This window comes from Methanothrix sp. (assembly GCA_029907715.1).
Lineage (GTDB): Archaea > Halobacteriota > Methanosarcinia > Methanotrichales > Methanotrichaceae > Methanothrix_B.
In genome coordinates this window covers 71,564-93,534 of sequence record JARYLI010000001.1, presented here as the reverse complement: position 1 = coordinate 93,534, position 21,971 = coordinate 71,564, and the positions used below count along the sequence as shown (strand labels likewise).

Genomic DNA, 21,971 nt, shown 5'->3' with positions numbered 1-21,971 from the left:
TTAAGCATGCCGCTCAAGCAGTGCATAGTTGTCAGGGACGATCTGAGGCTATCAACAGGAAAGCTCGCAGTCCAAGTGGCGCATGCTTCGATAATGGCAATGGAGCTCGCCAGAAAGGATGTCGTCGAGCAGTGGAAGGATGAGGGCATGAGGAAGATCGTCCTCAGGGGTAGAGATGAGGAGCACCTCTTCAGGCTCAGGGCAGAGGCAGAATCCCTGGGGATACCGGCTGCCATCGTCAGGGATGCAGGCCTCACAGAGGTACCTCCCGGAACCGTGACAGCCCTGGGCCTCGGGCCGGCTCCGGACGAGCTCATGGACAGGGTGACCGGCAGGCTCAGCCTGCTCTGATCCCGTGACACATTAACGAGAACGTCGGGCCGAGGGGCTGGGGGGGCCGCTTCTGCGCTCTGGAGGGGGCTTCCAGCTTACCCCCACCTGAGCTGTGATTTTCCAGGATTAACCTCCCGATGCGGGCAACCGATCCAGACGCTATCCAAGCGCCTCCACTGGCAGGAAGTTTGATCTCCATGGGCATCTCATGAGGGATCATGAGACGTGATCTGATGGAGATACTTGTATGCCCTGTTTGCAGGGGAGATCTCGAACTCGAGGTCTTCGAGGAGAACGAGAGGGAGATACTCACTGGAAGGCTCACGTGCAGATCCTGTGGCGAGGTGTATCCGATAGAAGAGGGAATACCCAACATGCTGCCGCCGGAGCTCCGCGAGAGGCGTTAATACACTAGAGAAATATTTATAAAATATGATCGCATCTTTATCCTGGATGGAGTACGTGATCAGGATAAACGACAGCGCAGGTGAGGGCGAGCCGGAGCCGATATCCCTGAGGCTGCCTCCGGGCGGCAGCGATGAGATACATCTACGTGTTGTCAACCTCGGCGAGCCGACCAACCTGGTTGTTAAAACGGATCAGGGCATCATCCGCTACGTAAAACCCGAGAAGATGAACCACTACATAGTGCTCGAGGAGATGATCCCGATATCGGTGAGGATGCCTGAGACCGCTGAGACGGTGAGCGGAGATGTGCTGCTAATTACTGACACCGCCACCAAAAAAATTCCGGTGACCCTGGAGGCTGATGGCATGTACAGAGATGACAGCGAGGATGAGGGTCTGAGGGAGAACGAGAGCCACGATGATTACGGTGATGGATACGATGATGATGAACAGCGCGATGAGGGTTACTACAAAAGCGATCAGTACTATCGCCACAACTCCTGGACCGGTTCGCGCGATGGCGAGAGTATTGATAGATATGAGCCGGTCACCGGATATGGCAGGTACAGCATGGATCTGGTTCCTGTCGCCCTGATCCTGGCAGCAACCATCATGCTCATGGTGCTTACATTCCACACCAGAACCCTGCCGCTCTTCCACGGAGCGCTCGCAACATCCATGATGATCGTCAGCCTTATCATCTATGGTACAGCTACCATGCTGAGATCTTAGCTCTGGATGAGAGTGATCTGTTTGAGGTACATCGTGGTCACCGGCGGGGTGATGAGCGGGCTTGGCAAGGGCATAACTGCAGCCTCGATAGGCAGGCTGCTCATGAACAAGGGGTACAGGGTCACTGCCATAAAGATAGACCCCTACATCAACATAGACGCAGGGCTCATGAGCCCGTTCCAGCACGGCGAGGTGTACGTGCTCAAGGACGGCGGCGAGGTGGATCTCGACCTCGGCAACTACGAGCGGTTTCTCGACATAGAGCTCACGAGAGATCACAACATCACAACCGGAAAGGTCTACAGCACGGTCATCGAGAAGGAGCGGCGCGGCGAGTACCTGGGAAAGACCGTTCAGATAATACCGCACATAACGGATGAGATAAAGAGGCGCATACGCCAGGTATCGAGGACCGGAGGGAGCGAGATCTGTCTCATCGAGGTTGGCGGAACCGTTGGCGACATAGAGTCGATGCCGTTCCTGGAGGCGATGAGGCAGCTGAAGTATGAGGAGTCTGGAAACATATTCTTTGTCCATGTGACGCTCGCGCCGATGACCTCTGATGGCGAGCAGAAGACAAAGCCAACGCAGCACAGCGTAAAGGAGATGCGCGAGCTGGGGCTTCAGCCAGACATGATAGTGGTGAGGTGCAAGAAGCCACTGCTCCCAGAGACGAAGGCGAAGATCGCGCACTTCTGTGATGTTCCAATAGAGGCTGTCATCAGCGGGCATGATTCGGATGACATCTACAGGGTTCCGCTCCAGCTCGAGGCCGAGGGTCTAACTAAATATATCATGAAGGCCATGCGATTGTTCCCACTGGAGGAGCGGAGGGACTGGTACGATCTCGTTCAGAGGATGGACGCGGTCAGGGAGAAGGTCAGCATGGCTCTTGTTGGAAAGTACACATCAGGATCACAGTGCACGGATCCGATGAAGGATGCCTACCTCTCGATACGCGAGGCGCTGAAGCATGCGGGCATCGAGGCAGGGGCGATGCCAGAGATCTCCTGGATAGATGCCGAGGATCTCGAGAGGGCTCAGCCCGAGAAGTTGCTGAGGGACTTCGACGGCATACTTGTCCCGGGTGGATTCGGGGTTCGCGGCACAGAGGGAAAGATGAACGCCATAAGGTATGCCAGGGAGAAGGGAATACCGTACCTCGGGATATGTTTCGGAATGCAGCTCGCAGTCATAGAGTTCGCCCGGAACGTCTGCGGTCTCGAGGGTGCGTCGAGCACAGAGTTCGGCGAGACGCCTCATCCTGTCATCGCGTTGCTCCCCGAGCAGGAGAAGGTCAGGCAGATGGGGGCGACTATGCGGCTGGGCAACTATCCGGCGCATCTCCTCGAGGGCACCCTCGCCCACAGGATCTACGGCACCACAGAGATCGTGGAGCGTCACAGGCACAGGTATGAGGTGAATCCAGCATACATCGAGATACTCGAGAAGAACGGGCTTCTCTTCTCAGGAAGAAACGGGGATCTGATGGAGATCCTGGAGATCCCGGGACATCCGTTCTTCTTCGCATGCCAGTTCCATCCTGAGATGAGGTCAAGACCGGGCAGGCCATCGCCTCCGTTCCTGGCATTCGTCGAGGCGATGAAGACACAGCGGCTCAGAAGACCAGGATCAGCGTGCACACTCGAACTGACCGCGTGAGACGAGCGTTACCTTATCATCAACTCTTTTATCGGTTTTCCACAGTGGGGGCATACAATCTCATGACTCTCCCTTCTCCTCTGAAGGGCCTCGGTGAAGCCGGATGCGATTATACCTGCTGGCAGAGCGAAGAGACCTATACCAAGCATCACGACCACAGAGCCTATTAGCTTGCCAGCTGGCGTTACAGGATATACATCGCCGTAGCCGACTGTTGCCAGCGTCACCAGCCCCCACCACATGGCTGCTGGTATCGATGAGAACTTATCGGGCTGTGCATCATGCTCCACCTCGTACATAAGAGTCGAGGAGACCAGGAGAAGTATCAGTATGGATACGAAGACCAGCAGAAGCTCATCCTTCTTCATCCTGATAACATCGGCGAAAAGATCGACCGACTCCGAATATCTCGCAAACTTCATGATTCTGAGCAGCCGGAAGAGACGAACCGCTCTGAGAACCCTCGTGTCCGGAAGCAGCAAGGGAAGGTAAAACGGAAGGAACGCAAGCAGATCAACAACTGCAAGCGGTGATACCATGAATCTCATTCTTCCACGGATGGGATCGCTGAAGCGGGGATCGACTGTGCATGACCAGACTCTGAGGACGTATTCAACGGTGAAGACCGCGACAGAAAACATCTCGAAGACGTCGAAAAAATATGAAAAGCGCGCGTTTATCCACCATACAGTCTCAAGTATCACTGCTGTAACGTTGAGGATTATGAGACAGACTATGAAGATGTCGATGTATTTCCCCTCATCATCGCCAGGCTCAAGAAGTCTGTGGACACGATGCTTGATTCCTGAGCTCATTTGCGAGAGCTGATGAGCTGTTCGGATAAAACAGTTTCTGCCAGATGAGTTGCGGGTTTGGATACAGGAGATCGATGGCGAGAAGCGCAGTGGAGCAGTAAAACACTTTCTGTCAGATGAGTTGGGATGTGTACGCCTCTCGGGCAGTGAGCATTTTCCTGCGAAACACCACAGGCGACATTAGAGGTTACCAAAAGGATGAGAGCTTTGATTGCTGGTTTCGTCCAGAAACGACCATGCAGTTGAAGGTTAACCCTAAATGCTTTCAGTGTAAGAGGAGAGGAGGCGGAATGGTGAACGTGTACCCCCCATCTGAGGACACGCACCTGCTCATGCGTGCTGCGATCGCTGAAGCCAGGCCAGACGACTCTGTAATAGAGATCGGTTGCGGCTCTGGGATGATATCAGAATCCCTTGCAGGCAGGGTCAGGAGCATAGTGGCCACAGATATCAATCCTCATGCTGTAAAGGCAACAGCATCCCTGGGCATACCCGCGGTCAGGGCGGATCTGTTTCACGGGATATCCTATAAGTTCGACCTCATTCTTTTCAATCCACCGTATCTGCCCGCAGAGGATGCGCTGGATTCAGAGGACGATAAATGGCTGTCAGCAGCGCTTGACGGCGGGGCTGATGGGAGAGAGGTGATAGCGAGATTTCTGAAAGGCGTGAAGGATGTGATGAGCCCTCGTGGAAGGATACTCCTGCTCATATCATCCCTCACAGGGCCAGAAGAGGTCATGGAGCTGGCCCAGGCGTCTGGCCTCACCACAGAGATTGTGGCCAGGGAGAGATACTTCTTCGAGGAGCTGTACGTTCTGAAGCTCAGAAGTTCAGTGTGACGATGAGGAAGACGGGCCTGCGGCTGGTGGATCCGATCAAACCTGCCAGTCTCCAAAAGATATATCATACCTGTCATGTACCCTCAAAGCATGCCCATACTCAGAGATATGTCGATTCTGGTAACTGGCGGTGCAGGGTTCATAGGATCTCATCTTGTCGATGCGCTGATAAAACACAATGAGGTTACAGTCATAGACAACCTGAGCACAGGGAAGAGGGAGTATCTCAGTGCGCACGAATCCAATCCGCGCTTCAGGCTCATAGAGGCCGATCTGCTCGACAGGCTGGAGGTCTATGATGCTGTGAAGGAGAAGGACATTGTGTTCCACCTCGCTGCCAACCCCTCTGTGGCAGTGGGCGAGACTGATACAAGGATACACCTCGAGCAGAACGCCCTCACCACGTACAACCTCCTGGAGGCGATGCGCCGGGCGAGGGTCAGGAGAATAGCGTTCACCTCGACATCGACTGTTTATGGGGAGGCGAAGATCATACCGACGCCAGAGGACTACGGCCCGCTGAAGCCGATATCGCTCTACGGGGCGTCGAAGCTCGCATGTGAGGCGATGATATCATCTTACTGCCACACATTCGATATGCAGGCGTGGATATACCGCTTCGCGAACATAGTGGGAGAGCGTGGGAACCACGGCGTGATCGTTGATTTCATAAAAAAGCTCAGGGCAAACCCGAAAGAGCTCGAGATCCTCGGATCAGGAGCGCAGAGGAAGTCCTACCTCGATGTCAGGGACTGCGTGGATGCCATGATCCACTGCGTTGAGCATGCGGATGAGCAGGTGAACATATACAACATCGGCTCTCAGGACACCGTTGATGTGAGGGAGATCGCGGACATAGTCGTCAAAGCGATGGGCCTGGACGGCGTGAGGTACAGATTCACAGGCGGGATCGATGGAAGGGGCTGGAAGGGAGATGTTAAGCTGATGTGCCTGTCAACAGACGCGATAAGACAGCTCGGCTGGAGGCCGAGGCTGGGCTCACGAGAGGCCGTGGCCAGGGCTGCAGAATCGCTGCTCAGGGAGATCCGAGAGAGTCCGCTGCCAGAAAAGGATGGCAGATCCCCGTGATTCAGGAACCTGTAACAACAGGCAGTTTATGTTATCGGTGCCCGGGTGTCGCCCAAGCTTGCAGCTCCGATTAAGCTGCACAAAAAATGTGGATGCCCACTTTAACCATGCGACGGGATGACCTCTACCAGATCCTCTCCCAGCCGCCGTCCTTGGGCCTTATCCTGTAGGTCTTGCCCTTGGCAAGAAGATAATTGTGAAGATCTGCCGCATCCCTGAAGAAGCGCTTGTCGTGGAGATTGTTGTATATGTCCTCTGATGTAAAACCGCTCAGCCTGCCCCTTCCGTAGATGATCCTCTCAATTGTGTAGTATATATCATCAAACTTCCTGATCGGCCGGGTCCACTCCTTGAACTTCATCAGACCACCCTGTGTGATGAGGGCGCGACTGGATATCAAACTTTCGTCCCGATAGCGTTACGACTGGACGGTCTGCTCCAAGATGCCCAAATGTTACCGGAGACCCTGACCTGGACCAGCTCTCCGTGCAGCATGGCTCATATCCCGTAATCTGTCTCCTTCTCTCTGAAACCCCGCTGGGGAGGCGTGCCAAAAGGAGATGGTGCTCCCAGATGGAATTGGGGGGCGATGGTCTGCAAACTCATGATGACAGAAAACGCTCATGACAGGAGATCACCTATGTTAAGCGTCATCGGTTAAGATCGACATGTGTAGAATTGGACTTAATAGTCTTATCCCCATCAGTACTGCTATCAGGACTCAAGTCCACAGGTGGTCGATTTGAATCAGACTCTCCAATCTGGCGTGATCACAATTTGTTAAATTCCATGGTCAATATATTTACATAAAATCCTTAACCGATGACCAATGGGATGAAATCGGGCCTGTTCGCTCTTATGTGCGTAGCAACTTGCAGAGCATGCAATGTGGTCGCTGAAAGCATTCATTTGTCGAAACGAACGCATAGCATGACCCCTGCTCCTTCGGGCAAGTTACCAAATGGATATGAACGGGCCTGTTTTCGTACCAGATCATGATGGCAGTTGAGATCTCATGGCCTCACCTTAACGAAGATGTGCTTTTCTCAGAGGCCAAGATATTTTGCCGATAAGCATTCACCACCCCAAATATGGGACATGAGCACCTGGAGAGGTACCGCGATATAATACCTGATTTCGATGCATTCCTGGATTTCATGAGCAGGACGCTGCCGGTGACCGCCAGAATAAATACACTGAAGACCTCAGTCCCAGAGCTGCTCTCCAGGCTGGATCGCGCAGGGATCGGGTACGAGCGCATGCGATGGTATCCGCTCGGTTTGAGGCTGGATGCTGAGAAGCCTGGAAGGCTCATGGAGTTTCACATGGGCCTGATTCACGTTCAGGAGGAGATATCCATGCTGCCGCCAGTGGTCCTCGATCCGCAGCCTGGCGAGCGGATACTGGACCTCTGTGCGGCTCCCGGCGGAAAGGCCGCGCAGATGAGCATGCAGATGTCGAACAGGGGGGTCGTGGTCGCGAACGACAGCTCCTCAGCACGCATCGTCCCGCTCCGGGCCAACCTTGAGAGGCTCGGCGCGGTCAACACCATCGTCACATCCTATGACGGGAGACGCTTTCCAGAGTACACCTTCGACAGAGCGCTTGTTGATGCTCCATGCTCGAGCGAGGGCACCGCTCGAAGGTACCCGGAAGTGATCTCGAGATGCTCTGTGAAGCGAAGCATGGATCTGCAGAGCCTCCAGGTATCGCTCCTGCGCCGGGCGATCCAGCTGACAAAGCCCGGAGGGGTTGTGGTTTACTCCACATGCACATTTGCGCCTGAAGAGAACGAGGGGGTCGTATCCCGGGTGCTCGATCTTGCTGATGTGGAGAGCTTCACGGTACACGGTCTGCGCTCAAGCCCGGGTCTGACATCATGGAACGGGACCGATTACGGCGAGGAGCTCGTTAAATGCAGGAGGTATTATCCACACGAGAACGACACGGGGGGATTCTTTGTCGCGAAGCTCCGCAGAAGGCTTCCAGCTTGTGAATAAAGATACAGTGGTATCTATGTGGAAAGAGAGGTTTGGCATCCCTGAGGATGTGTTTGAGGGATTCAGCTTCTTCAGGCGCGGCAGAATGATATGGGCGTTCAGCCTTCCAGAGATCCCGCCGTTCAGATGCGAGAGCATCGGAATGAGGGTTATATCGATGCGCGAGAGCCCGTGGAAGCCAACCACCTACGCTCTACAGCTCTGGGGGCGGCATGCGAGAAAGAACGTCATCGATCTGGATGATGAGATGGCGAGACGATTCTTCGCGGGCGAGAGCCTGGAGCTGAGAGCGCAGGTGGATAGAGGCTACGTGGTCGTCACGCACATGGGCTCGGTGATAGGGTGCGGCCTCTACACCCCCGGGAGGCTGATCTCGCAGCTGCCCAGGGAGCGCAGGATTCTTGAGGTTGATGATCAACATGCTCCGGAACATCATGCACAGCCTGGAGACACGCAACACGAATGCTCTGAATGATCCGATCTGCGAGGGCATCCTGAGCGATTCAAGGGACCATGCAGCTCTGAATCGCAACCTCATGCAATCCCTCTGGCGAAGCCCGATGAGGCTCTTCTCCCTCTCCCGCATGCTTCAGGAGAGCTGCTGCGGCAGGGAGGTGACATATGTCATAAACAGAAACATCAACTTCACCAACATCTGTGTGGGAAGCTGCAGGTTCTGCGCGTTCAGGAGGAGTGATGGCTACATCCTCACACATGAGGAGATCGTTCAGAGGGCAGCGGAGGCTGAGCAGATGGGCGCCACTGAGCTGTGCCTCCAGGGGGGGCTTGCGCCGGGACTCACCGTGGAGAGCTACTGCGAGATTCTTGAGGTTCTCAAATCAAACTTCCCTCGGATGCACCTCCACGCGTACTCTCCCATGGAGGTGATGCACATGTCGAGATGCTCCGGCGTCGATGTCCAGGACGCCCTCCGCTCCTTAAAGGATTCTGGCCTCGATTCGATGCCCGGGACAGCAGCCGAGCTGCTGGTCGATTCTGTGAGGAGGGTGATCTGCCCGGACAAGCTCAGCACCGCGGAGTGGTCATTCATAATAAGATCTGCGCACACCATGGGCATACCCACGACCTCGACCATGCTTTACGGCCATATCGAGAGCTTCGAGGAGAGGCTGAGCCATCTGGAGGTCATCAGATCGATACAGATGGAGACCGGAGGGTTCACAGAGTTCGTGCTGCTGCCCTTCGTCCCCGGGAACACGGCTCTGGGAAGGATTTCATCGCCTCCGGGCATCCTCGAGAACCTCAAGATGCACGCGCTCGCAAGAGTGGCGCTCTATCCGTACATCACGAACATCCAGGCGAGCTGGGTGAAGCTAGGCAGGACTGTCGCAGGAGCGGCACTGGAATGGGGCGCCAACGACCTCGGGGGGACGCTCATGGAGGAGAACATATCCAGATGCGCCGGATCCAGAGAGGGGCAGTACATGTCTCCGGCTGAGTTTCAGGATCTCATAAAGAGGCACGGTAGAGTACCGGTGCAGAGGGATACGCTGTACAGAAGGATATGCTGATCTCCAATTTGAGCGTACTTTGAGTCTGAGGATCTCAAAGTTCCTCCGCTCTTATCCATCTGATGTCCTGCCCGGAACATGCTCAATACGTTAAGGTAAATTGCCCTCTTGGCGGATTTCTGGATCAACGACCATGCCCGATGATAGTGGCTTCACTTGAGCAGTAACTCAATTATAGTCCTTTGCGTCACTTCATGTAAATCCATTTAAAATCTACTGGATATGTCATACTTCATAGATGATTTTATGTGAAATGCTATATTATAGCAACTTATGCGGAATACTATAAGCTCACGATATTGAGCAAATACCCTGCCCGAAGAAAAGTCATGCTATGCGCCCGTTTCGACTTATCTTCGACGCAGTCGAAGGCATGGCGAGGGAACGAGTGCATTCAGCAACCAGTATGCACATCCTCCAATTTGCTGAATACATAAGAGTGAATTCCTCCAGCTGCCACACATGCCGGTATTCATCGTCCCAGCGGGCGCGCCTGCCCGCTGGGCTCAGTATCCCCTCATGATCTTCATGATGATCCTGGCGATCATGTAGGCGATCAGGAAAACTATCACGTAGAACAGTATCTCAGCAGCCTCCAAGCATCACGCCCCCTCATTTATGCAGGATACCTCCTGAACCCCGGGTAACCCCCTCCATTTCATCATGCCCCTTTCGTTTATGCAGGACACCGTCAAAGTTCAACCTCCCCTAACCGTGTATGGAAGCAGACCTCCTGCAAGCAGTATCTCCCTCTGCCGCCGGCTCAGCTCCATCCGGAGCGGGATCTCGCGATCGCCGGCGATCGCCTTCACCTCAGACTCCCCACTCTCCAGGGCCTTTCTTATACCAGGCAATCTCATGCTCATGCCCTGCTCGATGATACCGTAATCAGACTCCCTGACGAAGTATAGTGGCAGTATCCCGAAGTTCACGAGATTTGCGGCATGTATCCTCTCTATGGACTTCGCCACGACCGCCTTCACCCCGAGATACATCGGGCACATCGCAGCGTGCTCCCTGGACGATCCCTGGCCGTAGCTCACCCCAGCAACAATGATGTTGTGCAGCCCCTTATCACGGTTCTCAGCAGCTCTCCTGGAGAACTCAGGATCAAGCGGCTCGAAGACGAACGTCGAGTACTTCGGGACGTTCGACCTGTACTTCAGTCTCGATCCGGCCGGCATTATGTGATCCGTAGTTATGTTGTCCTCGACCTTTATGGTGACAGCTCCATCTATGCTCTCAGGCATCGGGGTGTTCCGCGGCGGCTCTCCTATGTTCGGACCCCGGAATATCCTGACTCCGGCTCTCTCCTCAGCAGGCTTCGGAGGGATGATCATGCTGTCGTCTATCTCGAACCTCTCCGGCATTTCCACCCTTGGAAACTCCATGTTCAGATCGGATGGATCCACAAACTCGCCCTTTATTGCGGCTGCAGCTGCAACCACAGGGCTCGTCAGGTAAACATTTGCGCTCGGAGTCCCTGATCTGCCCTTGAAGTTCCTGTTGCTCGTCCTGACCGAGACGGCATCCGTGCCAGGCGACATGCTGTTGCCTATGCAGAAGCCGCAGGCGCTCTCGAGTACCCTAGCGCCGAATGCTATGAGATCGTCAAGGGCGCCATTCCTGGCCATCATCCTCAGAACCTGTCTCGATCCAGGGGCGACTCCGAAGCTGACGTTTGCAGGAAGATGTCTGCCTTTAACCATTTTCGCAACTCTCATCATATCTGTGTAAGATGAGTTCGTGCACGAGCCGACGAGCACCTGATCCACAGGAGTGCCCACCACACTGCTCAGCGGGATGACGTTCCCGGGGCTGTGGGGTGCTGCAACAAGCGGCTCCAGCTCCGAGAGATCGATCTCGATGCTCTTATCATAAGTGGCGTCCCTGTCAGGGGCAAACGGCACCCAGTGCTCTGCCCTGCCCTGGGCTGCCAGGAACCTCCTCGTCTGCTCATCGCTCGGGAATATCGATGTCGTGACGCCCGTCTCAGCGCCCATGTTCGTGATCGTTGCCCTGTCGGGCACGGTGAGCCCAGCAATTCCATCCCCTGTGTACTCGCAGACCCACCCCACATTCCCCTTTGTTGAGAGTATCTGCAGGACCTTCAGTATGACATCCTTCGGGGTTACCCAGGGCTGGAGCTCCCCTGTGAGATGCACCTCCATCACCCTTGGAGCTGTCAGGTAGTAAGGCCCGCCGCCCATGGCGACAGCCACATCGAGCCCGCCTGCTCCTATTGCTATCATACCCAGCCCGCCGCCCGTTGGAGTATGACTGTCAGACCCCAGCAGCGTCTTTCCGGGGCGCCCGAATCTCTCAAGATGCACCTGGTGGCATATGCCGTTCCCCGGGCGTGAGAAGTATATGCCGTAGCGCTCAGCGACCGACTGGAGATACCTGTGATCGTCCGCGTTCTCGAACCCGACCTGTATCGTGTTGTGATCAACATAGCTCACAGACAGCTCTGTGGCTATCCCCTCCAGACCCATCGACTCGAACTGAAGATAGGCCATGGTGCCGGTCGCATCCTGTGTCAGGGTCTGGTCTATCCTTATGCCGATCTCGTTTCCCGGCTCATATGTTCCATCAACAAGATGATCCCTAAGGATCCTCTCAGTCAGGGTGTATCCCATCCAAGTGACCTCCACAAGCAAGATACGATATGAATTCATCCAGCTGCGCGATCCGCGCTGCCGGGGCTCTGTCCAGCATCATAACCCGCATGCCCGTACAGCAGTGATAACTTCGAACACAACCACGATCATCCACCGCATTGAGTTCGCTGCAATGCGCATCCATCACACAAACACCGTTATGCATGACGAATATCACTCACTGCAGAAACTTTCAGCGCTCGCAGAGAGATCTCTCGCATGCCAGGGTGCATCCGGAAGCTGTGCTTCTATACATCCCATCCAAATGATATACAGTTTTCTGTGGCGAGCGGTATGGTCAGACGCGGAACGTCTACAGCTGCGCAGCATACTGTTAGCTCAGAAGCGCTGTGAAACTCCGGCTCAGAATCACTCGAACTGGATCCTTTCATCCCTTCTGTATGCCATCGCAAGGCATGCGGCCTTCAGCTCGCCATCCTGATTTCTGACCTCGATGTTGTATGTTGAGATCCTCCGGGTTCTGCTGACCTCTCTGGCCTCTGCGTAAAGCGTCTCATCCGGACTGGCGGGGCGGAGGTAGTCCACGGTCACGCTTATCGCCACAGCGACCGTTCCATGAGAGTTTGCCGCTGCACCAAATGCCTGGTCTATCAGAGAGAATATCGCCCCACCATGGACTGTTCCGAAGAAGTTTTTGTTATCATCTGACGGCTCCATCTCGACCTTCGAGTATCCCTCCCTCAGCTCAACAAGCCTCATGCCAAGCCTTCGCGCGAAAGGCTGCTCATCGACCTTTGCATGAAGTCTCTCCAACATCCCAGCTGGTTCCATGGGAGATGCTTGTCCAAGGATGTACATAAAACCCATGTTCTGGAGTTCCAGCTCCTCCAGATTCGCTCTTATCCATCTGATAACTTGCCCGAAGAGGCACCAGTCACGCTGTGCGCTCGTGGCGAGCAATGAGTGCATTCAGCAACCAGTATGCATGTACTTCAAGTTGCTGAATACATAAGAGCGTCCAGATTTTGCAGGGACATCTGGCATATCTGAGAGGGCATCTGCAACATCCGGAAGGCTGAGAGACGGGACGAACAGCATAATAGTGTTCATAAGTTTATATAATATTTTATGTTACATAAAAACATCTTTGAAGTATGACATATCCAGTAGCTTTTAAATGGATTCACATGAAGTGACGCAAAGGACTATAGATCACGTGAATGCTGGGGGCCGTGATCACAGAAGAAAAAGAGAAACAGAAACCTGGAGGGGGCATCAACCCCCTGGGCTTCACTTCGGTGGCCAGTAGCTCTTCATCCAGTCGACTATACGTCCGGAATCCTCCGGTCCCACCAGGATCTTCACCTTTCCGCCAAAGAGATCCTCGAGCTCGCCGCTGAACTTCGCGGCCATCCCTGGCAGAACGATCGACGGGTACTTCATCTTTGTGAAGTCGAAGTCGGCCTCCTTGAACGCATCGACGATCTTCTGCGGGTTCAGCTGGCCGCCAGCAACCGATGCCTGCACACCGATGCCATCCGTGTTGATTGACATTATGTAGGCATCGATGTTGTTCGAGGCGACATCCGATTCGACAGTGTAGTAGGTGAGAGCGAAGTTCGTTGTGACGAATACCGGCGACTCCTCTGTGGGGTTGCCGACCTTGTAGATGCCGGGCTTGACCTGGACAGGCCTCCTCGGGTCGGTGTAGATGTTGTACCTGAGGTGCATGTCAGGCATCACGCAGTGCGGCTCGATGCAGTGCTTGATCATTATAGAGGCACCGCGTATGACGAATGTCGCTGTAAGCACAGACTCCCAGTAGGCAGCCCTCACCGGGTCCTTGGTTGTGAACCACGCGTTGATCGGCAGGGCGATCGTCGGGTAGGCGATGTCCTTCTGGCCCTCCTCGAGCGCCGCCCTTCTGAGCTTGAGAAGGTTGTGCAGCGACTCCTGGAGCTTCTTGCCGTTGGGCGCTGTTCCGAAGTCGAGAATCAGATCATGGATGCCCATCTGCTCGAATGTCAGCGCCATCGACTTGAGACCATCAAGATCGAAGGGCACGCTGAGAACGACCGGCACGTTGAACTCGTGGACGAGTTTCGCGACCTCCTGCCAGTTGTCCTTGTTTGCTGCGTACACCAGTGGTCTGGTCTTGGCTGCGACCTCAAGGCCTGCCCTCAGAACCTTCGGATCGAATGAGCACAGGATAAGCGGATAGTCCGTGGTCTCCATGACCTTCTTCACGCACGCGGCGAACTTTGCGGGATCGCCTGAGGTTGACCTGACAGCGATCATCTCCACGCGCTCCCACTTGCCTATGTAGAACTTCTTCCACGTGCTGATCTTCTTCACACGCTCGACGAGAGCAGCCTCGTCCATTGTATCTGTGACGTCATATGCAAACGGCGGCTTGTTGAAGAACGTCATCTGGTGGCGGTACATGACATCCTCGCCGCCGACCTTCAGCTCCTTATCGCCTGTGCCCACATAGACGAGCCTTATCTCAGGGGCAACTATCGACTTGAGGGTCTCGTACTTCTTCGCGTACTTCTTCTCCTCGGCCAGCGGTGTGCACTCCTCGACGCGCTTGGATCTGTCGATAAGAGCTGCTGCAAATGCCATGCAGGTCTGCAGCCCGCACTTTCCGCAGTTGGTCTGAGGCAGATGCTTGTAAAGATTCAGGGGGCTCTTTTCCTTCATCGCTATCAGACCTCCATCTTGACCCAGTTGGTTAAATCAGGAGTCTGCGCATCTATCAGTCCCATGAGGGTCTGAGTGATCTCCTGGAGGTACGCGACCGCAAGCGGATGCATCATCATGAATATATCCACGCCTGCCATCGCAAGCGAGAATCCGGTGATGATCTCCCAGATCGGGCCTCTGAGCATCCTGTCGCCCCAGTCTGAGTCCTCCTTGTTGGGTGAGCGGACCATCCAGGCCTCCCTGACGCCCCATGCGTTTGTCGTGCCTGAGGACATCGGGAATGTGAGCTCCTCGTCGCCCTTCAGCGCTCCGAGCCTTATGCGCTCCATGTTGGTGTATGCGAAGTCGAGACCGTAGGCGAGAGCAGCCGTGGTCGGATCCATCACTATGGACTCCCTCGGCACGCCTGCGACCTTCATGAGCTTCCTGTTGAGCTCCTTCTGCGAGTTGATCTCAAGCTGCGTCCACGCCAGGCAGACATGGCCGTTGTCCACGCACGCCTTCCCGATCTTCTCCCAGTCCATGTTCAGGTTGGCGCTTGCGATCAGCGCGCGCTCGCCCTGTGCGACCTCTGCAGCAGCCTTGAGGACCTCGGGATCCTTGTCCGGGTTGCCGGAGCCGCCGATGCATATCGGGACGTCCACAGCCTGGAGTACCTCCTCCACTGTCTTGGCTGCCTCTCTTGGGGGCGTATCCTTCAGGAGGGGATCTGTGCTTATGAGGTGTATCGTGACGAGATCGGCGCCGAACTTTGTGACAGCCTTCTTCGCCCACTCGCCGGGATCGTTGATGACATCCTCGTAGTGCATCTTGACAGCCTTTGCCATGCCGATGGGCATGTCGAAGACGTCCATCGTGACCACGGGCCTGTGCGGCATCGGTGCGTCGTAGAAGAACGGCAGCGCCTTCTCTCCGCCTATCTTGATCGTGTGACCTCTGCTTCCGCCATCAGCCTTCGTGGCTCCAAGCGTGACCTCCTGGATCGGATACTTCCAGGTCTCATCGATTCCGACCTGGAACTTCGCCTGGACCAGGCTTGTGGCGACCTTCCACTCCGGGACCTTGGCCGCGGCCTCAACGACCTCAGCAGGTGCTGGCGATATCGCATGCGCAACTGCAGCAGGCTGGAGCAGAGCATCTACCGGATACCCCATGCTCCTGGCGAACTTGACGAGCTGCACTGCGATCTGGGCAACCTCCTGGCCGAAGTAGTAGGCGAAGAGCGGCCCTATGCCGGCAGCCCCGGTATCTATCTCGATCTCTATATCGCCCTCGATGGATACACCCTCGATGGCCTCAACGCCATATTGCGCCAAAGTCTTGTTCAGATCTGATAACTTGATCTTCTTCTCCTCTGCCATATAAATCACCCTTCAAATACCCAGTGCCTTGACGACATGCTCCTCGATCTCCTTCACCGCGGGCGTATCGTCAGGCAGGTTGATCAATGGGTCTCCCACCAGATCGAAGGTGGCTAACCTCTCATCATAGGGGATTGTGCCGATAACATTGAGACTGACGGACCTGGCGTTCTCGATGATCTTCTCCTTATTGCCTTCTGTAACCTTGTTTGCAATGACGTAGAGGTTGTTGTACTTCAGACCCAGCTCCGAGGCCAGCTCCCTTATCCGCTCTCCTGTGGTGAGTCCACGCCTGGAGGAGTCTGTGACCACGATCAGCGAGTCCAGGTCGGGGATCACCTTTCTGCTGAAGTGCTCCAGACCTGCGGCGGTGTCTATGATGGTGATGTCATACTGATCTATCAGCCTGTCCATTATGCCCCTGAGAAGGTTGTTGACAAAACAGTAACATCCTGAGCCCTCGGGTTTGCCCATGACCAGAAGATCGTAACCGTTCTCCTCGACAAGTATCTCGAAGATCTTCGCCTCGAAGAGCCTCTCCTTGTCCGTATCTGGCGGTGTGGTGTATCTGGCCTCCTGCATGAACTCCCTCATGTCCCCAACGGTCTTCGTCACCTCCACGCCAAGAGCATCAGCAAGGTTCGAATCTGGATCTGCATCGATCACCAGAACGCGGTATTTCCTGCCGCTCTTGATCAGATATCTGACGAGAAGAGCGGCGACTGCAGTCTTGCCAGTACCGCCCTTTCCTGTTATCGCTATTACTCTCCCCAAGATCTGGCCTTCCTTACTTCTTCTGCTTGATGACTAGTTCCTGAATGTGTACAGTCGCACCTCTGAGCTCCAGGATGATTCCCTGAGAACCAGAAGCTGGCGCAAACATCGGTGCAGCAGGTGCAGCCGCAGATGCGGGAGCGGCCGCAGGCGCTGCCGCAGGTGCAGCAGCTTCCTTCTTCTTAAGCACTAACTTGGCCATATTCAAAACCTCCCTCATATTCCCAGCAAAAATATAGAGGAGACAGGTGTTCTACTTCGCCAGAACCACCTTGTCTATGGTTATCTTCGCGTCCTTCAGCACCAGCTTTATGCCAGCACCGCCGGCCGCGGGCATGGCGAACGCCGGAGCTCCAGCAGGTGCGGCAGCCGCGGGGGCTGCGGCAGCAGGAGCGGCCGCGGGTGCAGCCGCCTCCTTCTTTTTCAGTACCAGCTTGCCCATTTCAAAATCCTCCAACTCACTCTAGCACGCCATCGGCCTGGAGTGCCTCGACAACCTGCATGAACTGCCCCTCGCTCATGAGGAGCTCGTTCTTCACGTTGTCTGTATCGATCTCTCCTCCATACTTCTCGATGAAGGCGATGACCTTCTCCTTCAGCTCGTCCGTGACCTCCTCGAACTTCCAGCCCTCGGTGATCTTCTTGCCATCAACTGGCCTCACAACGCCTGTCACGACAGGATGATCGACCTTGAGCAGGAACCTCTTCAGCGAATCGAGATCTTTGGCATCGTCCTCTGTGGCGATCTTGTCGTACATCTCCGCGGGTATTCCTTCCTTCACCCTCTCCTTGAGCCTCTTGGACATCCAGACGATCCTGCGCCAGCCGCCGTCCGCCTGGAGGAACTTCGGGGAGAAGTAATACAGCACACCCATTCCGAGGAAGCCGACGACCTGCTTGCCGCCGCCTGTCTGTCCAGCCATGGTCGAGAACGGCAGGCCGTTCGGAGCTGCGCCCTTGAAGTCGCGGTCCGCGATCCCTATTCCGTCGACCTCAGGCATGTAGAAGCCGATTGTCTCGAAGCAGCCGCATGAGGTGTGGGGAGCATCGAAGAACGTGTACAGCTTCATCACTGTGTACTCGCCGCCGGATCTCTTCGCAGCCATCTGGTTGATGCTCTCGTACTCGCCTGCGATCGGGTCCTTCAGGCCCTCCTTGGGTATCGGGAACTGCGGGCCCTCCGGGTCGACCTTTGACGCAGCGCGGCCATCGAACCATGTGATGGCTCCGCAGAGCGAAGGCCTGTCGGGCGTCACGACGCATGCGCTTGTGGGGGCGAACGCCTGGCAGAGTGTGCATCCGTAGAAGACATCCACATCCTCGTCATGGAGACCCTTCGCCCTCTCGTCCCTCGCCTTGTAAACCTGCATCGCCTTCTCCAGCTCCTCCTTGACCTTCGCCGGATCTGTGACGATTGTAACCTCCATCTTCTCGATGAAGGGCATCTCAGCCTTGTACAGGTTTATGACAGGCTTGAATATCTGCTCCCAGTACTGGACTCCCTTCTTCTGCAGGCTCTTGCCCATCCTCATCCAGATGTCGTACCTCTGGTTGAGGTGCATGAGGCCGCTTATGTAGGAGAGCAGCGCGTGGTTGCGCCTCTCTATGATCGACTCCAGGTCCTTCTCGATCTTCTCGCCCGCGACCTTGAATATCATGCCGAAGGGGATCGTTGAGCCCTCCTTGATATCCTTGGGCTCGGGGCCGATGACTGTGACCTTACCGTCCTGTACCTCGTCCATCGACGCTGCAAGGGTCAGCTCGAAGCCATCTGCCTTCGGTCCGCCCATCTCTATCCACAGGTCTTCCTTCCTTATGCGCTCCCCTTCGTACATCGGGGATATGTCCAGTTGAATCTCTTCAGCCATTTCTACACCTCTCCTAATACCAAAATAAATTTTGGAATTATTATCTCACATCACTTCTTCAGTATTGCAATCAGCTCATCGATCGCCTCGTGGTATCCTGCAGAGTCGAACGCCAGGTTCCCGAATGTCATATCTGCGTTGACATGGTAGTACCTGTCGATGGAGACGCGCTTGATGTCCCTGTTGAAGTGCTTCAGCGCAGAGAACATGGCGTTGGCGAACTTGTAGAAGATACCCATGAAGATGACCACATCGTAGTGTCCCTGGCCATCCAGGCCCTTCCAGTCCTTGAATCGCAGGTAGTTGGTCAGCGGATGCAGCCCGATCTGATAGACGTTCGTCGTGTACCCTCTCTCGATGAAGCCCCTGATCGTGTGAGCTGTCGCAGCGATCGTCATGTTCTTAGCCTTGGCGATCTCTATCGCCTTATCGAACATGATCGGGTCGTCGAAGAGCTCTGCTCCCACGACCAGCAGCGGCCTCTTTGCCTTCTTTATGATGGCGCCTATGACCTTCACAGGATAGGCCTTTGCCATCTCAGGCCCGGGGATCTGGGCCATCTCAAAAGGTATGGGGTTTTTGGTTGTGTCGACTGCCATTTCCCTCACTTCCTGACCCTGATCTTCCTCTCGATGTTGGTCGGATCGAAGCTCACATCTGCCGGCCTGATCGGACCCTCGACGATCTTCTTCGCCTTCCAGTCGATCTTCCAGCCGTACTTCTCCTCGAGCTCCTTCATCATCTGGTCCTTCCAGGCGAGCGGAAGCTCAGATGCATGCCTCACATAGACAGGCCAGTCATCCGGCAGCTTGCCGAAGTACTTCATGGATATATCGCAGTAGTGGGTCAGCTTGATCATACGGCCAATCGAGTTATCACTGGGTCTGAAGCATAGCTTGGCCATCATCAGCATGGCCTCCTCCTTTGTCTCCGCAACGTACAGCATGTGCTCAGGAGCAGGCTCGATCCTCACCTTGGAGCCATCTCTTGCATCTATAACCATCCAGTCCTCTGGCAGATCGGCCCTTCCCAGGAACGCCCTGCGGTATATCACAGAGTGTGGCTGCACCACAACAGGTACACCAATCCTGTTAACACCAGTCGCAATTGAGGCTGCCTTCTGCGAGTATGCGCCCCAGGCTATGCCGCACGCTCCGACCTTGGAGAGTATGTAATCTGCAATATCATCGTAGTTTGCACGATGGTTCCTGTGAGCGAATATCGTGGCGACCTTTATCGCAGCTCCATGTATGTGGGCATTTGCAACACATGATCCGACGTTACATATATTTCTGCCATCGAATGCACCTGGATACTGCTCCCAGATCGTCTTGCCCTCTGCATCAGTGTAGAGGGACATATCCATCGCCATGCAGCCCGATGTGACAACGATGTAGCCCCTATCCACGAACTCCTTGGCGATGTCGTACGCCTCCTTGGTGCCGTTCGGATAGTTGCTGCATCCGACAAGCGCTATCACGCCAGGGATCGTGCCGAGAACTATGGGCGCACCAACTGCTCTGATCTCTGTATCCCTGATCGGCCCTCTGCCAGCCCTCATCTTGAACTTCTGGTTCCTTATATACTCCCTGTTGGCGTACTCATACATCTTGAGTATCGGGAGATCCTGCCTGCAGACCTGCTCGCATCTGCCACATCCAACGCAAACCTCATATGTCGAGGAGAACGGCTCCAGGTTGCCCTTCGCGGCTTCTTCCATGAGATTGCTTATCCTGATGTGTGGCGGGCAGACGAATGCGCACTCATTGCACTTTGTACAGCTCGAGACCAGCTTCTTGAACTCATCCTCTGTAAGCACACTCTTATTCTTGATATCAGCGCGCTTCGGCTTAACCGCAATGGCAGTCTTAACACCAACCTCGCCAGCCTTCACCGGATCGAGTATCACTACTCCAGGCACCCTGAAGTTAACCAGATCGTCCACGATCTCATCAACCGGGTCATTTGTCCTGTCCTTGAGACCCAGCATTATCTTATCATTTGTGGCGATCAGCGGTATCTTGCGCTCCTCGCAGTCCTTCAGGGCATCGCACCATACGCACTGCTCGTCAATCATCACAGTGTCCATGATGCCTGCCCTGACCATCTTCCTCCACCAGCCTATGGCTCCAGCGACCTTGGCCTTGGTTCCGACCATGTCAGGAACCTTCTTCTCACCCATGCCCTCGCCGATCCTGGTGAGATCGATGGCCGTGCAGCATACGCCACCTATATCGACTTTGTCCCAAAGGTTGTTCGTCTCAGTGTAGAACATAGCCTCGGCGCCGGCTGCGAGGTTATGACCATATGCGATAAGAACGGCCTTATTCTGGTCCAGCGTACCCATGCCGATCTCGACTAGCGGAGCGTTCGGATCGCCGCGTGGCATGTTGTAGGCCACGATCTGCAGCATATCGCAGATCTCCTTGCCGAGCGAATCTATCATGCCCGTATGAAGGGCCTTGGACTCGAAATCGACATAGCTGCCCTCCTGACCTGTATGCGTTGCCGCCAGAAGCTGCGTGATCTGCTCCTCGCAGTACTCAAGAGCCTTGCCGAAGTCCTTCAGCGATTTCGGCCTTATGCCGATTATGGTCTCAGTCAGAGGTGCTGTCACAAGTATATCTGTGCCCATATCGAACTTCATGTCCCCGAACTTGTCGAGAGTCCAGTGGTACAAGTGACGACCATGCGCGGTGTGAGCACATGTACCCATCAGGCATGCGACCAGAACGATCTTTCCGCATGTTCCAGCCATATCTATGCCGCATGCTCCGCGCTTGTTGCCGGTGAGATCACATGGACCGTATGTACACAGTGTACAGGTATCGTCTGCAGGCGCGTAGAATATTCTGTAACGGTTCAAAATCTTGAAGTCCCAGTCGCGCAGGGTTGCGATCTGCGGCTTCGGGAACGGACCCATCGGCTGGTCCCATTCCTCCTCCTCCTTAACGACAGCCCCTATGTTGATCTGGACATTCTTCATGTCCTCAACTGTAAAGCTGCCCTCGAGCTTTGCCATTGGGTTCTTGGCCTCCTTTCCTGTATATGCAGCTCACCCTTTGCGCGAAGTACATAAAACCCTTTCGGCGGGCTTTTGTTTTATAAAATTGATAACACCGTTTAATATATTTAAAGAAAAATTTGGTTATATAAATAATAATAAAAATGGCATCAAATATGATTTTAATACGCATGTATTGATAACACATCTAAATTTTTTGATTT

General features: G+C 54.8%; 20 protein-coding genes. 9 read left to right on the top strand and 11 right to left on the bottom strand.

What is annotated here, in order from left to right; translation table 11 throughout:
- Window positions 1–6: 6 nt before the first annotated feature.
- The 4 genes from pth2 to pyrG all read left to right on the top strand — a co-directional run bounded on the left by pth2 (window position 7) and on the right by pyrG (window position 3,135).
- Window positions 7–351: a peptidyl-tRNA hydrolase Pth2 gene (pth2, locus tag QHG98_00400; protein MDH7596193.1), complete on the top strand. Its 345-nt coding sequence runs from the start codon at window positions 7–9 to the stop codon at window positions 349–351.
- Window positions 352–551: 200 nt separating this feature from the next.
- On the top strand, window positions 552–740 hold the full coding sequence (locus QHG98_00395) for a methytransferase partner Trm112 (protein ID MDH7596192.1): 189 nt from the start codon (window positions 552–554) through the stop codon (window positions 738–740).
- A 46-nt stretch (window positions 741–786) separates the two neighbouring features.
- The gene (locus QHG98_00390; GenBank protein MDH7596191.1) at window positions 787–1,473 is read left to right on the top strand and encodes a hypothetical protein; all 687 of its coding nucleotides are present in this window, start codon (window positions 787–789) and stop codon (window positions 1,471–1,473) included.
- Window positions 1,474–1,479: 6 nt separating this feature from the next.
- Window positions 1,480–3,135, top strand: coding sequence for a CTP synthase (glutamine hydrolyzing) (gene pyrG / locus QHG98_00385; GenBank protein MDH7596190.1), 1,656 nt, complete (start codon window positions 1,480–1,482; stop codon window positions 3,133–3,135).
- Window positions 3,136–3,143: 8 nt separating this feature from the next.
- Here the strand turns inward: pyrG and QHG98_00380 are convergent, their stop codons facing one another.
- Window positions 3,144–3,950, bottom strand: a complete 807-nt coding sequence (locus tag QHG98_00380) for an ion transporter (GenBank protein ID MDH7596189.1) — start codon at window positions 3,948–3,950, stop codon at window positions 3,144–3,146.
- A 290-nt stretch (window positions 3,951–4,240) separates the two neighbouring features.
- Here QHG98_00380 and QHG98_00375 point away from each other — a divergent pair, with 290 nt between their 5' ends.
- A complete protein-coding gene (locus QHG98_00375) occupies window positions 4,241–4,792 on the top strand; it encodes a class I SAM-dependent methyltransferase (GenBank protein ID MDH7596188.1) in 552 nt (183 codons plus the stop codon).
- Between the two features lie 90 nt (window positions 4,793–4,882).
- Complete coding sequence (locus QHG98_00370; protein ID MDH7596187.1) at window positions 4,883–5,881, top strand: NAD-dependent epimerase/dehydratase family protein; 999 nt, start codon at window positions 4,883–4,885, stop codon at window positions 5,879–5,881.
- Between the two features lie 124 nt (window positions 5,882–6,005).
- On the opposite strand, the gene QHG98_00365 is transcribed toward QHG98_00370, so the two are convergent.
- The gene (locus QHG98_00365; protein MDH7596186.1) at window positions 6,006–6,242 is read right to left on the bottom strand and encodes a hypothetical protein; all 237 of its coding nucleotides are present in this window, start codon (window positions 6,240–6,242) and stop codon (window positions 6,006–6,008) included.
- Between the two features lie 730 nt (window positions 6,243–6,972).
- On the opposite strand from QHG98_00365, the gene QHG98_00360 reads away from it, so the two are divergent.
- From QHG98_00360 to cofH, 3 genes are read left to right on the top strand one after another with little or no spacing between them, the layout of a single operon-like run.
- On the top strand, window positions 6,973–7,881 hold the full coding sequence (locus tag QHG98_00360; GenBank protein MDH7596185.1) for an RsmB/NOP family class I SAM-dependent RNA methyltransferase: 909 nt from the start codon (window positions 6,973–6,975) through the stop codon (window positions 7,879–7,881).
- Window positions 7,882–7,897: 16 nt separating this feature from the next.
- A complete protein-coding gene (locus tag QHG98_00355; protein ID MDH7596184.1) occupies window positions 7,898–8,356 on the top strand; it encodes a hypothetical protein in 459 nt (152 codons plus the stop codon).
- Window positions 8,292–9,413 (top strand): 5-amino-6-(D-ribitylamino)uracil--L-tyrosine 4-hydroxyphenyl transferase CofH, encoded by a 1,122-nt coding sequence (cofH, locus tag QHG98_00350; GenBank protein MDH7596183.1) that lies wholly within the window; start codon window positions 8,292–8,294, stop codon window positions 9,411–9,413. The genes QHG98_00355 and cofH overlap by 65 nt, the downstream gene beginning before the upstream one ends.
- Before the next feature lie 698 nt (window positions 9,414–10,111).
- Here the strand turns inward: cofH and QHG98_00345 are convergent.
- The 9 genes from QHG98_00345 to cdhA form a co-directional block, all read right to left on the bottom strand.
- The gene (locus tag QHG98_00345; GenBank protein ID MDH7596182.1) at window positions 10,112–12,052 is read right to left on the bottom strand and encodes an aconitate hydratase; all 1,941 of its coding nucleotides are present in this window, start codon (window positions 12,050–12,052) and stop codon (window positions 10,112–10,114) included.
- A 390-nt stretch (window positions 12,053–12,442) separates the two neighbouring features.
- On the bottom strand, window positions 12,443–12,847 hold the full coding sequence (locus QHG98_00340; protein MDH7596181.1) for a hotdog fold thioesterase: 405 nt from the start codon (window positions 12,845–12,847) through the stop codon (window positions 12,443–12,445).
- Window positions 12,848–13,324: 477 nt separating this feature from the next.
- Window positions 13,325–14,737 carry an acetyl-CoA decarbonylase/synthase complex subunit gamma gene (gene acsC, locus QHG98_00335; GenBank protein ID MDH7596180.1) on the bottom strand — a complete coding sequence of 471 codons (1,413 nt, stop codon included), beginning with the start codon at window positions 14,735–14,737 and terminating at the stop codon, window positions 13,325–13,327.
- A gap of 5 nt (window positions 14,738–14,742) precedes the next feature.
- Window positions 14,743–16,101: a CO dehydrogenase/acetyl-CoA synthase subunit delta gene (cdhD, locus tag QHG98_00330; protein MDH7596179.1), complete on the bottom strand. Its 1,359-nt coding sequence runs from the start codon at window positions 16,099–16,101 to the stop codon at window positions 14,743–14,745.
- A gap of 12 nt (window positions 16,102–16,113) precedes the next feature.
- Window positions 16,114–16,875, bottom strand: a complete 762-nt coding sequence (locus QHG98_00325) for an AAA family ATPase (protein MDH7596178.1) — start codon at window positions 16,873–16,875, stop codon at window positions 16,114–16,116.
- A 253-nt stretch (window positions 16,876–17,128) separates the two neighbouring features.
- Window positions 17,129–17,317 (bottom strand): hypothetical protein, encoded by a 189-nt coding sequence (locus QHG98_00320; GenBank protein MDH7596177.1) that lies wholly within the window; start codon window positions 17,315–17,317, stop codon window positions 17,129–17,131.
- 16 nt (window positions 17,318–17,333) lie between these two features.
- On the bottom strand, window positions 17,334–18,743 hold the full coding sequence (cdhC, locus tag QHG98_00315; GenBank protein ID MDH7596176.1) for a CO dehydrogenase/CO-methylating acetyl-CoA synthase complex subunit beta: 1,410 nt from the start codon (window positions 18,741–18,743) through the stop codon (window positions 17,334–17,336).
- A gap of 50 nt (window positions 18,744–18,793) precedes the next feature.
- On the bottom strand, window positions 18,794–19,342 hold the full coding sequence (cdhB, locus tag QHG98_00310) for a CO dehydrogenase/acetyl-CoA synthase complex subunit epsilon (GenBank protein MDH7596175.1): 549 nt from the start codon (window positions 19,340–19,342) through the stop codon (window positions 18,794–18,796).
- Window positions 19,343–19,347: 5 nt separating this feature from the next.
- Entirely contained in the window at window positions 19,348–21,765 is a 2,418-nt protein-coding gene (gene cdhA, locus QHG98_00305; protein MDH7596174.1) for a CO dehydrogenase/acetyl-CoA synthase complex subunit alpha, read from the bottom strand.
- Window positions 21,766–21,971 lie beyond the last annotated feature (206 nt).